We start from the raw sequence: 13,164 nt of genomic DNA on the forward strand, positions 1-13,164 counted from the left end.
TTAATGACAAACAAAAGCATTAAAATTGGGAGCATTATGGGATTGGTTTTTCTAAGCCTTTCCTGTAATGATCTTGATGATTCTTATCAGGAACTACAACCATTGGTTACGATTCCTGCTAATTTCCCTGAATTTATTGATTCTAAAACAAATCCTCTCAGTGCAGACGGAATTGCATTAGGAAAAAAATTGTTCTTTGATAAAAGACTTTCTGGAAACAATCAGATTTCATGTGCAACTTGTCATCAACAAAATTTAGCCTTTTCTGATGGTTTTGCCTTAACTAATAATGGTATTTCCGGAAAAAAATTAGAGCGAAACTCCCCTGCATTAATGAATTTAGCCTGGACTACTAACGGGCTATTTTGGGATGGAGGTTCTACGAATTTAGAATCTCAAGCTTTTGCACCACTAGCTCACGAAGATGAAATGCATCAGAATTTAGGAGAGTTAATAGAGGAATTAAATGAGGATGCTCATTACCCTGCAATGTTTCAAAAAGCATTTGGAAAAGCGATTAATCAAGCTGATATTGTAAAGGCAATAGCGCAATTTGAGCGAACTATGATTTCTGGAAACTCAAGATATGACAAATATGTCCGTGGAGAAACCGGGGGCCATTTAGATGAAAATGAATTAAAAGGGCTCCAACTTGCGGAACAATTTTGCTTCTCTTGTCATAAGACTCCTTTATTAACTGACAATTTGTATCACAACAACGGGATTGACAGCAATTTTACTGATGACACTGAGCTTATGATCAAAAAAGGGAGAGCCAGGGTTACAAATTTAGCGGATGATTTGGGCAAGTTCAAAACGCCTACTTTACGCAATGTTGAAAAGACGGGTCCATACATGCATGATGGAAGATTTGCAACTTTAGATGAAGTACTTAATCATTATTCTGAAGGAGTTAAAGATTCCCCTAGTTTAGATGTAATCCTAAAACAAAACGGAAAGTTTGGAATCACACTTTCCGAAACGGATAAAAAACAAATCATAGCTTTCCTAAAAACGTTAACGGATACAGCATTTTTAACTGATAAACGTTTTGCAGAATTTTAAAAATACGGCCGCAGATTATTGTACTGTAGAAATATATAAGCTGTAATAAAAAACATAATGAAAACCGAAGTCCTAGCCCCGATAGAGGCGGTATCCTTTTTGGGTGATTTTTCTTCACCCAAAAAGATAAAGCCGAAAGCGGGATTAGCTTCTAAAAATAATTAAGATGAAAAAAATAATAGTAATGTTCGCCCTTTTGACTGGTTCATCAGCCTTTAGTTTTACTTCGAAAGATAGTATTTCCGCCTTCACTTTTCAGCGTATGGCTTTGATGGAGGATTTCGATTGTGACGCCTGTGGTTGTTCGGCAAGTGGAGGGAGTATGGGATTTAGCTCTATGCTGAACAACAATTTTGTAGGTCTGAGATATTTCAAACAAAGTTATACCAGCCGCGACGGAATCTTTGCAAACTCTCCGTGGATTGACGAAAATTTCAATACTGTTCAGGCATGGGCACGTATACCAGTTACAGAAAAAGTACAAATTTCAGCATTGATTCCGTATCATTTTCATGAAAGACAATTAACTGCAGGAACCGAAAATATTGCCGGTTTGGGCGATATTACGGTAATGGCTTTGTACACTGTTTTTGAAACTCAAAAAGACAGCACCATTTTTACACATAAAGTAAGCCTCGGCGGTGGTGTTAAAATTCCAACCGGAAAATTTACGGAAGCCAATAATATAGGAAGTATCAACCAAAGTTTTCAATTGGGGACCGGAAGCTGGGACTTTCCGTTGGCCACTGAGTATGTGGTAAAACGCAAAAATCTGGGACTAAATACTACTCTGAATTATATTTTTAAAACCCAAAACAGCAAAAATTATCAGTACGGTGATCAGTTTAATTATGCTGCCACTTTCTTTTATTTATTTAATACAAAATCAATTCAAATTGTTCCGCAAGCCGGATTGGCAGGTGAACTTTATCAAACCAATAAACAGCATAATCTGAATTTACCCAATACAGCCGGCGATATTTTGTTTGGGAAATTTGGTCTTGAAGCCGGAAAAGATAAATTCTCGATTGGTGTAAATGCAATGCTGCCAATTGCTCAGAACCTTTCAAATGGAAACATGGAAGCCAATTACAGATGGAGTATTAATTTGAATTATACTTTGTAAGAGGTTCTAAGTCTCTAAGATTCTAAGCAGCAAAGGCTCACAGGTACAAAGGCACAAAGGTTCAAAGGAGCAAAGTTTTTTAGCCACGACCCAAGCGATAGCGAACAGGCGAAGCAATTCACGAATACTTTTAAAAATTCGTGAATTTGTGGCTATTTTTTCTATCAGCTATTATCTTCAAAAGGTTCAAAACTGCAAAGGTTCAGAGACGCAAAGGTTTTTTACTGTGAATTCAAGAATGCATTTTTTACTAAAATTCGTGAATACGGGACTATTTTTTCTATCAGCTATTATCTTCAAAAGGTTCAAAGCTGCAAAGGTTTTTAGCCACGTATTCACGAATGCTTTTAAAAATTCGTGAATACGGGACTATTTTTTTCAATCTGCTATTATCTTCAAAAGGTTCAAAGCTGCAAAGGTTCAGAGACGCAAAGGTTTTTTACTGTGAATTCAAGAATGCATTTTTTACTAAAATTCGTGAATTCGGAACTATTTTTTTGGGAAATTTTGAAAATAGCTAACGTCAACCGCTTTTACAATTAGGGATTTTTTATATTTGAAAACTAATAAATCCTTTACAAAAAAAAATTGAAAAAGAATATTCGATTTTCATTGCAATTAATTGGGACTTTCCTTTTTAGTTACTTCTATGTTTTAATGTTACAGCTCACGTTACAATATGTTCCACTGAAAAAAAACATTGCTTTTCTTCAAATCAAACAGACTGAAGTTTCCGAAATTCCATTTTACATTACTTTCTTTTACATACATGTATATACTGCAATTTTTGTTTTGCTCGCCGGATTTTTCCAATTCAGTGATATTCTCTTAAAAAAACATCCTGCAACTCATCGAAATATTGGAAAATTTTATGTTTTTACAGTGCTCCTTTTTAGTGCTCCGTCGGGATTATTTATTGGTCTTTTCGCTAACGGTGGACTTTTCGCCAAGATCTCTTTTGTTGCCTTGTCAATTTATTGGTTTTACTTCACTCTTAAAGGTTTTACGGCTATAAAAAACAAAAACATTCTGAAACATAAAGCATTTATGCTACGAAGTTTTGCCCTAACCTTTTCTGCCGTAACACTACGTTTTTGGAAGGTTATTCTTGTATATTTGTTTCATCCCGCACCAATGGATTTGTATCAGATTATTGCATGGTTAGGCTGGATTCCCAATTTATTAATCGTTGAGTATTATCTTTATAACCAATTAAAAAAATGAAAAAACTTTTTTGTCTACTACTATCAATATTACTTTTTTCCTGTAATTCTAAAGAGAAAAAAACGACAAAAGACATTACCAAAGACCTGCCAAAAGAAATTAGAACCGATTTGTATGGTTCTTACGTAGGTGACTTTACTATTTTGGAACGCGATACCAGCAAACCAGCGAAAGAAAATTACATCAACAAAATCAATATTGTAATAAAAAGAATCACATCCTCAAAAGTTACAGGACAAAGTATTGTTGCCGGAAATAGCAGGCCCCTTACCGGTACAATGACTACAAAAGGCAGCACCGTTCATTTTATACTTAAAGAACCTGGTGATGATAAAAATGATGGTGTTTTTGATTTTGAGATCAAAAATGACACTCTTTTAACTGGAATCTGGGTAGCCAATAATCCTAAGAAAGAAGTCTCTAAAAGGAAATTTGAACTTATTAAAAAAGAGTTTAAGTATGATCCTAATGTGATGCTTCCGAAAGACGGGATGTATATTGATTATGAAAACCCAAGAGAAGAACAAGTAACAGATTTAGAGGTTGAAGAGGGAAAAGAAGCTGAAACTTACATAGAAGCGGTATTCAGAGCTGCATCGGAAAGCATTATGACGATAAACTCGTCTACGCAAAAATTAAAAGAATCAGATTTAAAAAATTTAAAGAAAATTGATTTAGAGATTCTAAGAAACACCATTTTCGCAAGACACGGACTGACTTTTAAAACCAAAACAGTTCGTCAGTTTTTTGATAGTGTAGAATGGTATATTCCTGTTTCAGACAACGTAAACAACGAACTAACCACTACTGAAAAAGAAAACATCGTATTGTTAAAACGCTTTGAAAAATATGCCGAAGACAATTATGACTCTTTTGGAAGATAGTTTTATAGGTGTTTTTAGCCCAAAATTTCACTTTAAAAAAGGCCCAAAGTGGCAAAGGTTCAAAGGAACAAAGGTTTTTAGCCGCGAATTGACGAATGCTTTTTTTTTGATCTTTTCTGATTTTGTAGAGGTACAAAGCTACAAAGGTACAGAGGGACAAAGTTTTTTTTCCACGACCCAAGCGATAGCGAACAGGCGAAGCAATTCACGAATGTTCTTTTTTGATTTTGTAGAAGTACAAAGCTGCAAAGATTCAAAGGAGCAAAGGTTTTTAGCCACGAATTGACGAATGCTTTTTTTATTAAAATTCGTGAATTCGTGGCTATTTTTTTCTATCTGCTATTATCTTCAAAAGGTTCAAAGTGGCAAAGATACAGAGGGACAAAGTTTTTTTTTCCACGACCCAAGCGATAGCGAGCAGGCGAAGCAATTCACGAATGTTCTTTTTTGATTTTGTAGAGGTACAAAGCTGCAAAGATTCAAAGGAGCAAAGGTTTATAGCCACGAATTGACGAATGCTTTTTTTATTAAAATTCGTGAATTCGTGGCTATTTTTTCTATCTGCTATAATCTTCAAAAGGTTCAAAGTGGCAAAGGCTCAAAGGAGCAAAGGTTTTTAGCCGCGAATTGACGAATGCTTTTTTTACTAAAATTCGTGAATTCGTGGTTATTTTTTTCTACCTGCTATTATCTTCAAAAGGTTGAAAGTGGCAAAGGTACAGAGGGACTAAGTTTTTTTTTCCACGACCCAAGCGATAGCGAACGGGCGAAGCAATTCACGAATGTTCTTTTTTAATCTTTTCTGATTTTGTAGAGGTACAAAGCTGCAAAGATTCAAAGGAGCAAAGGTTTTTAGCCGCGAATTGACGAATGCTTTTTTTATTAAAATTCGTGAATTAGTGGCTATTTTTTTCTATCTGCTATTATCTTCAAAAGGTTCAAAGCGGTAAAGGCTCAGAGTTGCAAAGGTTTTTTGCTGTGAATTCAAGAATACATTTTTACTAAAATTCGTGAATTCGTGGCTATTTTTTTCTATCTACTATAATCTTCAAAAGGTTCAAAGCGATAAAGGCTCAGAGTTGCAAAGGTTTTTTGCTGTGAATTCAAGAATACATTTTTACTAAAATTCATGAATTTGTGGCTATTTTTATTACCTGGGATTTTCTTCGTAGTACCTTGCTTCGATTCGTTTAATATCTTTTACTGAGTTTTTTGCCCAAATCAATCGCTTTTCCAGAATTTCTTCGTCTGATAATTGCCATTGGATGTCTGAATTTCGCAATCGGTTGGTCAGGTTTTGAATGATAATGGCTGCCGAAACGGAAATGTTTGAACTTTCTGTACAACCTACCATCGGAATTTTAAGAAAACCATCCGCTTTTTCCATAATTTCAGAAGATAATCTGTCTTTTTCTGTTCCGAAAAATAAGGTCCTTGGTTTTGTGATATCGAAATCCGGAATTAAACAATCGTTTTTATCAGGAGTTCTCAATAATTTGATATCCTTGGTTTCACAAAGAAGTCATACCCTCCTCTACGGTATCAAAACGATTGATGTCAACCTATTTTTGTGCACCTAAAGCGATTTGTTTGTCGATTCTTTTTCCAAAACGCTGCTCAATATTAAGTTCCTGAATCCCGAAAACCTTGCAACTGCGTATTGCGGTGCAGGTATTTTGCAACACGTACAATAGCTACAATCTTCTGGGGAGGCTTAATACATCAATTTGTTGATGAATCTTATTATTAAAAAAAACGTTTTCTTCAAATCTATCAACTTACTATTCAACAGATTAAACTCACCCAAGTAGGATTAAACTATTTTAGAAGCCAAACTAACCAAGAAACTAACACCATTCTCAATGCCAATAATGTCCTTACTCTTTTCATTATTTGACTTTGTAGCATTATTGATCTCATCCAAAACCTTTAGTATGTTAGCATTACTAATATTACTTTGAGTTATAAAGCAATCTATTTCAGTAACTTTTAAGTTGGTTAAAGCTGCTAAACTATTTTTAAACTCATTATCCGTTTGAGCTGCCGCACTGGCAGCAAGTGCATTCCAATCTATTGCTGACATAAATTCCATTTTTATGATATTAAGTATATTTTACAACTACAGTATTCAATTATTTTTTCAATACTTTTTCAATACTTTCTTCTATTTTTTTCACATCCAGTTTATCTTTAGTAATGAGTTTGAAAATGGAATTAGAAGCATTTTCTTTAGCATTCTTTAGTCGAATATTAGAGTCAATTAAATCTTGCAGAGAAGCTGTTGCCTCAGTATAATTACCAAAACTGTTGTTTAATTGGCCAATAATCTCCTGCTGCTGTATATTTAATACATTTTGTAAAGAATCTTTCTTTTGGTAAATAACGGGAAGGATACCCATTACAATGTTAGGAAATTCCTTTTTATAGTTAACTGAATCGGGAATCCTTTTCTGATAATTTTCTATGATAGCAGGGATGCAATTTTCCTGAATAAAAGAGTCCAATCTTAATTTCCGTTCTGTAAAAAGTTGATTGGTTAATGCTATATTTAAATCATGCATACCGACTCCCTCCTTGATAACTTCTCGTGTTAAAATAGTCGTCGAATCAGGAAGCACACTACAAGAGATAAGCAATCCAAAACCAAATATGGAAATATAGAGGCTAAAAAATCTCATCATATTAGAAGTTTATATATTAAGTTTATTACATTCTCAAAGTAAAATCCCACTTTCTATGTCATTGTAAACTCCGTCAATGAGTTTTGATACTATAGTTTAAATGTGTAAAATATTCTTCCGGTTTATTTGGATGATATTTCATTTCTGAAAGAAGATTCACAAATCATGATTCTTTCTTTATAGGCACAACCTCAAACGTTTTCTTTATTTTGTTAATCAAACTGTACAGAATACTGAAAAGAACATCAGATGCAAACCCTCCGAGAATAGCAAGCAAACTTTTATTGAACAACAGACCGGAATCTTTATGATCAAAAAACTGGAATGAAAGAATCTCAGACATAATAAGGCCTGAAATCAATCCTAAAATAATTACTATAGGGAAGTAGGCGGAATCTTCGGGTGTAATGGTGCCTTTTCTAATAGAATAATTTATACTTCTCAGTAAATAAAACATAACCCCTAAACCTGCAAGAGAAATTAAATATAATAAGTTCAACAAACCCGATATGCCTTCATTGTTCAATACTCCTTCGTCCAACGAATTCATATTAACCTCAGAAGATAAACTTGTACAAATAAAAGCAATAAGAAAACAACAGGAAGTAATAAATAAATTCTTTGTTATAGGCATTTTAGTAAATATATTTTTACTATTCCACTTACTAGCCATCAATTTACAAAACGATATAGATTTGGGAGTAACGGGAGAAATATTTTTGCACAATATATTATATGCTTTGAGCAAACTATCAATATTACTGTTTTGAACAAGACTATTAATCTCCGGGTCAACTATTATACCATTATGTACGGCAAAAGAAATCATATTGTTAATATCGTTATTCAATTCAGCTATAACTTCTTTAGATATTCCTAATTCGCTTTGAACATCCTCTGCTGAGGTTAACTTATTATCACTTTCATTAGTCAGGTTTTCTGTAGACTCAATTACAATCTCTTTAGATATCCTCAGTTCGTTTCGAACATCCTTTAAGGTTAACTTATTATCACCTTTATCAATTAGATTTTCTATATTATCCATTCTTTTTTCATTTTTATAATATACTAAACAACATACTTTCAAAATAAATGAATGTTTTTTTGATCAAACGCGATGACACCATCACTTTCATCACGTACATTAATTTCTTTGGCTGTCGTTATTAATTAATATTCCCTGAATTTACTTGTTTTCCCAACAGTCAAGTCATATCCCCAATACGGAAAGGTATTCCGGGACTAAACAACTGATATACCCTTATTTTTAACATGGTTATACGGAATTACAAGATTTCAAATTCAAAAATAAGAATATTCCTATAAACAAAGCAGTATCCTTAAAAGTTTAACACGAAAAAAAAAAGATAAAAGCAGATAGTTCTTCTTTAAAAAAAATAAGCCTAATAAATTATTTTGGAAGCTCTTACAGATTATTAAACAAACAATTGTTAGTTTTATAAATTTAGTCTGAATAATTATGTTTGAAAACATTACAAACAGGCTACTTTTCAAACTTTAGACAAGTTTTATGGTATGAGATTTCTTTTTTAAAATTCTCACAATCCATGATTTGATTATAAAAATTTCCGAACATTTTTCACCAGAAAAAGGCTTAGAATCGTTATGGCAAACAAAAAATCAATCCTTTCTTAAAATCTGTACATAATTATAGAATAAAAATACAATAGAGTTAGAAACAGCAGAGCATCTGTTATTAGGAAACAGAGAGTTCCTTCCGGAGGGAGTCATCGAGTAGAAATAGTGCCCCGTATTCTATCCTAAATTAGGAACAAATGTTCAATGAAAATTACAGACAGTTTGAGGATTTGTTTGGTAAGACAATTTTAAATTATCAGACCGTATTTACCATTATTAAAAATCTTGCAAATCCAAAGCTAAGAATTAATAATGTTGTCATTAGCTAAAAGACAAAGCATTCCAGTTTAAAGATAACCTCTATTTTTATCCTATCGTTGTCCGGTACCATTTACAGAAGGAGTGGCATTAAAATGATTCTGTTTTGCAACACGAATTTCGACAACTCTTTTTTATTGAAAAAAAATTTAAATCATTTCATTATCATTATTCAATACAATCGGAGTATTTCGTTTACATTGCGAAGATCTCCAAAAATACTAATCTGATGTTTCTTTCTCAGAATAATATCGTGCTTCAATACGCCTAATATCTTTAATCGAATTTTTCGCCCAAATCAATCGTTTTTCTAGAATTTCTTCGTCTGACAATTGCCATTTGATATCTGAATTTCGCAATCGGTTGGTCAGGTTTTGAATGATAATGGCTGCCGAAACGGAAATGTTTAAACTTTCTGTAAAACCTACCATCGGAATTTTAAGAAAACCATCCGCTTTTTCCATAATTTCAGGAGATAATCCGTCTTTTTCTGTTCCAAAAAATAAGGCACTTGGTTTTGTGATATCGAAATCCTGAATTAAACAATCGTTTTCATGCGGAGTTGTCGCAATAATTTGATATCCTTGGTTTCGCAAAGAAGTCATACAGCCCTCTACGGTATCAAAACGATTGATGTCAACCCATTTTTGTGCACCCAGAGCGATTTCTTTATCGATTCTTTTTCCGAAACGCTGCTCAATAATATTCAGTTCCTGAATTCCGAAAACCTCACAACTGCGCATCACAGCACTAGTATTGTGCATCTGAAAAACATCTTCTACAGCAACTGTAAAATGTTTGGTGCGATTGGCCAGAACATCCAAAAATCGTTCTTTGCGGTTGTCTGTTAATATATTTTCAAGAAAAGCGAGGTAATCTAAATCAATCATTTCCATCTTAATTTGCCACAAAAATACACTTTATTTATTAAAGAGATTTATTTTTTTGTAAGAAAAAACACCTTCAGATAAAACAAAAAGAAAAACTGAGATCTTTTTTCAATGTGACGCATCTTCTACAAAAATATTCCCCAGTTTTTCATGCAAATTGTTTACCAATGTCAAATCGATTTCTAAGGCTTCCTCTTTAAACGAATCGCCTTCAAAAGTGGCATTTCCATTTTTAGAGTGTCTGTTGAGTCTTTCATACATTTTTTCAAGTTCATTGGTACTGTAATCAATATTAATAAAGGAAATATACTTTTCGATGACGCTTCTCATACCATCGTTATAATTGAGTTTTACGACATTTTGATCTGTTTCATAAAAATCCAGAAAACCCTGAAAATACTTCCCTAAGACCAAGGCTCCATATTGCTGGAAACTGATCTCGCTAATTTCTCTGGCGGTAATCCCAAAAACTTCCGGCGGTAATAAATTTGGAACCATGTGCATCCCCATCATTTTTTGATGTGATTTTAAGACTTCACCCGGATTCCTAAAAAGCAAAGCAAAAGGCAGCCCGGAAAATATTGACCTCAGATATCCGGCTTTAAAAATATGCCAGGCATCTAATTTTACAATTAAATTCTTTTGTTCCGGAAATCTTTTTTGACCTAAGAATTTCAAAGCCGATTGTAAAAGCACGCTTTTTTTATCTGTTCCAAAATTATGACTCCTTAAAATTTCATCGATAAGAGGTGCTTCCGAAATCATAATATTCTCCTTCGAAGTTGCCAGCGATTGACTCAGCATTGTAGAACCACATCGGGAAACATGAAATACGAGTGATTTTAAATCTGCCGAAACCAATTCGTTTGACCAGTCTACTAAATTTTCTACCGTACTAACAATTTTAAATGATGTTGAATTATAGGCATGACTCTTACATTTCGAAATGGTTTCATCAAAAAAAGGATCGACATATCTTTTATCAGCCAGGTACAGCCATTCCAGATAAACTTCATTTTCTTTTTCGATTAATTTATAGGGAATCCAATTTAGTAAAGGATGATTTGTGTTTTCCATTCTTCGGTATTTATTAGGATTGCAAATCGGCAATAATCTGAGCTCCAGCTGCCGACGGGTTTCGGGAAAGTTCTGCAATAATCATTTGTTTTACCTCATCAGAATATTGCTCTTTTTCTCGGGAATAATGAATATCAAAGCCCATTTCAGCAAACAATTGATCGGACCAGTCATTTCGGACACAATCCAACGTAAGATGAATACGTGCCTCAGCACTTTTATTCTCTACACTATGGGGAAGCTGAAAATTTGCGTACCAGCACTCCCCTATTTTCATGGGAACCAGTTTTTTATCCACATAAAAAAGTACATCAGAATTGGTTATGATCGGAACGTGAATTCTAAAAAACCCATCTTCATAAGAGGTATCGTTATCCGTATGTTCTTTTATTTCGCTTTGCGGTCCTAACCTGAGCAAACGCACAGCTTCCTTCTCGCACTGAAACCAATCCATGATCTCCTTAAAATAAGGACATTTCTCCAGTAATGCTGTGTTTTTATACTCTTGATTAGCAAAAGAGGTAATATCGTTTACTAAACCGGACTGTGACCTTAAGGATACACTTGTCCAATTGCCGCTATAGTCGCCAGTATTAAAATGGGGCGTCCAGAGATCATTTTCGCATATTGCCAGTTCTTTTTGCAATTTATCTGCTAAAAAAGAAACAGGAAGTTTACTGGAAGAAGGGTTCATAAGCATTAAAAAATTAAATTAGACGGTATGCTTTGGGGTTTGTAAATATAAAAAAATTACAAACGCTTTATCATCAAAGAAATAAGTAAAATAAATAGTATTTGGGAACCTGATTTTAAAGATCAAGCCAAATCAGGTAAACTGTTTAAAATAAAATGATACAGTTTATGAGTCGAAACCGGAACGCTTTCTACATCAGTTTTCAGCACTAAATCTGGTTGTAACGGAGTTTCAAAAATATCGCTTATACCGGTAAAATTCTTTATTTTATCAGGATCATTATCCGATAATAATGCTTTTTTATACAACCCCTTAGGATCTCTTTCGATTAAATTATCGATCGAACAATCTAAATATACAGTTCTGACAAATTCATGATTGCGCAATTCGTTTCTCAGGTTTTCATATGGATTTATAACTGACATCAAAACGATCGTGTCCGATACAACAAAATTTCGTCCAACATTAAAAAGACGTCTGACATTTTCGCAGCGGTCTTCTTTAGAAAATCCCAGGTCTTTACAGATGGTTTTCCGATATACATCGCCATCAATTATCTCGACTTTATACTTTTTTTCTATTAAAAGCTGTCGAACATTTTCAGCTAATGTTGTTTTACCCGAACCCGATAATCCTGTAAATTGTATTAAAATCATTTAAAATTTCTTTTCTTTTATTGCTCACTAAAACTAGATAATTTGTAAGACCGAAACAATAAGTATAAATACGCTTTTATCGGTTATCTAAACTATTAAAAAAAATGTAATGGTAATACTGCTATTCTGAAACTAAATGGAGAAATCACTATTTTTATCCTTTAATTACACTACAATGAAAAAGAAATTAGTGGTTTTAACCGGAGCCGGAATTAGTGCTGAAAGCGGGATCAAAACTTTTCGCGACAGTGATGGTTTATGGGAAGGTCATGATGTGATGGAAGTTGCCACTCCTGAAGGCTGGAGAAAAAATCAGGAATTGGTTCTGGACTTTTACAACAAAAGACGCCAGCAGCTTAAGGAAGTAGAACCCAATTCAGGACATAACATTCTAGCCGAACTAGAGCATGATTTTGATGTGCACATCATCACCCAAAATGTAGACAATCTGCATGAGCGTGCCGGAAGCACCAAAGTCCTGCATTTACATGGAGAATTACTAAAGGTACGAAGCACTCAAAATCGCAACTTAATTTTAGACTGGACAGAAGACCTCTATACTGGTGATCTGGACCCAAACGGACATCAGCTTCGCCCTCATATTGTATGGTTTGGCGAAGACGTTCCTGCTCTTGAAGAAGCCATCAACATTACCGAAACAGCTGATTATTTTGCCGTTATTGGAACATCGCTACAAGTATATCCGGCGGCAGGATTAATTTCATATACGCCCTCTGTCACACCTGTTTTCTATATTGATCCAAATCCAATCAGCATCCCAAACCTTCGTAATAAAGTAGACGTAATTGCCGAAGTCGCCTCAAAAGGTGTAGCCACTTTAAGAGATCGTTTAAAATCTGGTTTTAGTTTTTAAGTCCTTAGTGATTAGTCCTTAGCCTCGAGAATAAAACAAACATCTAAGGACTAATCACTAATCACTAAGAACTATC

12 protein-coding genes and 1 pseudogene are annotated in these 13,164 nt (G+C 34.0%); 5 read left to right on the forward strand and 8 right to left on the reverse strand.

Going from position 1 to position 13,164, the window contains the following annotated elements:
• The first annotated feature begins 3 nt into the window (after positions 1-3).
• The 4 genes from LNQ34_RS02770 (at position 4) to LNQ34_RS02785 (ending at position 4,299) form a co-directional block, all read left to right on the forward strand.
• Positions 4-1,065 carry a cytochrome-c peroxidase gene (locus tag LNQ34_RS02770; protein ID WP_229998597.1) on the forward strand — a complete coding sequence of 354 codons (1,062 nt, stop codon included), beginning with the start codon at positions 4-6 and terminating at the stop codon, positions 1,063-1,065.
• 166 nt (positions 1,066-1,231) lie between these two features.
• The gene (locus LNQ34_RS02775) at positions 1,232-2,191 is read left to right on the forward strand and encodes a transporter family protein (RefSeq protein ID WP_229998598.1); all 960 of its coding nucleotides are present in this window, start codon (positions 1,232-1,234) and stop codon (positions 2,189-2,191) included.
• 588 nt (positions 2,192-2,779) lie between these two features.
• Positions 2,780-3,415, forward strand: a complete 636-nt coding sequence (locus LNQ34_RS02780; protein ID WP_229998599.1) for a DUF2306 domain-containing protein — start codon at positions 2,780-2,782, stop codon at positions 3,413-3,415.
• The gene (locus tag LNQ34_RS02785; protein ID WP_229998600.1) at positions 3,412-4,299 is read left to right on the forward strand and encodes a YARHG domain-containing protein; all 888 of its coding nucleotides are present in this window, start codon (positions 3,412-3,414) and stop codon (positions 4,297-4,299) included. Before LNQ34_RS02780 ends, LNQ34_RS02785 begins: the two co-directional genes overlap by 4 nt.
• Before the next feature lie 1,150 nt (positions 4,300-5,449).
• On the opposite strand, the pseudogene LNQ34_RS02790 reads toward LNQ34_RS02785, so the two are convergent.
• The 8 genes and pseudogenes from LNQ34_RS02790 to cysC all read right to left on the reverse strand — a co-directional run.
• Positions 5,450-5,966 (reverse strand): annotated as a pseudogene (locus tag LNQ34_RS02790) (TrmH family RNA methyltransferase); the annotation flags it as partial.
• A 146-nt stretch (positions 5,967-6,112) separates the two neighbouring features.
• Positions 6,113-6,382, reverse strand: a complete 270-nt coding sequence (locus LNQ34_RS02795; RefSeq protein WP_229998601.1) for a hypothetical protein — start codon at positions 6,380-6,382, stop codon at positions 6,113-6,115.
• A gap of 49 nt (positions 6,383-6,431) precedes the next feature.
• Complete coding sequence (locus LNQ34_RS02800) at positions 6,432-6,980, reverse strand: hypothetical protein (protein WP_229998602.1); 549 nt, start codon at positions 6,978-6,980, stop codon at positions 6,432-6,434.
• Between the two features lie 163 nt (positions 6,981-7,143).
• Positions 7,144-8,025 carry a hypothetical protein gene (locus LNQ34_RS02805; RefSeq protein ID WP_229998603.1) on the reverse strand — a complete coding sequence of 294 codons (882 nt, stop codon included), beginning with the start codon at positions 8,023-8,025 and terminating at the stop codon, positions 7,144-7,146.
• 1,093 nt (positions 8,026-9,118) lie between these two features.
• Positions 9,119-9,787: a TrmH family RNA methyltransferase gene (locus tag LNQ34_RS02810; RefSeq protein ID WP_202701138.1), complete on the reverse strand. Its 669-nt coding sequence runs from the start codon at positions 9,785-9,787 to the stop codon at positions 9,119-9,121.
• A 108-nt stretch (positions 9,788-9,895) separates the two neighbouring features.
• Positions 9,896-10,864 carry a sulfotransferase family protein gene (locus LNQ34_RS02815; RefSeq protein ID WP_229998604.1) on the reverse strand — a complete coding sequence of 323 codons (969 nt, stop codon included), beginning with the start codon at positions 10,862-10,864 and terminating at the stop codon, positions 9,896-9,898.
• 13 nt (positions 10,865-10,877) lie between these two features.
• Positions 10,878-11,558 (reverse strand): aspartyl/asparaginyl beta-hydroxylase domain-containing protein, encoded by a 681-nt coding sequence (locus LNQ34_RS02820; protein WP_202701134.1) that lies wholly within the window; start codon positions 11,556-11,558, stop codon positions 10,878-10,880.
• Positions 11,559-11,680: 122 nt separating this feature from the next.
• Positions 11,681-12,214 carry an adenylyl-sulfate kinase gene (gene cysC, locus LNQ34_RS02825; protein ID WP_202701132.1) on the reverse strand — a complete coding sequence of 178 codons (534 nt, stop codon included), beginning with the start codon at positions 12,212-12,214 and terminating at the stop codon, positions 11,681-11,683.
• A 175-nt stretch (positions 12,215-12,389) separates the two neighbouring features.
• On the opposite strand from cysC, the gene LNQ34_RS02830 reads away from it, so the two are divergent.
• Positions 12,390-13,088, forward strand: coding sequence for an SIR2 family NAD-dependent protein deacylase (locus LNQ34_RS02830; protein WP_229998605.1), 699 nt, complete (start codon positions 12,390-12,392; stop codon positions 13,086-13,088).
• Positions 13,089-13,164: the final 76 nt, after the last annotated feature.

It is taken from the genome of Flavobacterium lipolyticum, assembly GCF_020905335.1.
GTDB classification, from domain to species: domain Bacteria; phylum Bacteroidota; class Bacteroidia; order Flavobacteriales; family Flavobacteriaceae; genus Flavobacterium; species Flavobacterium lipolyticum.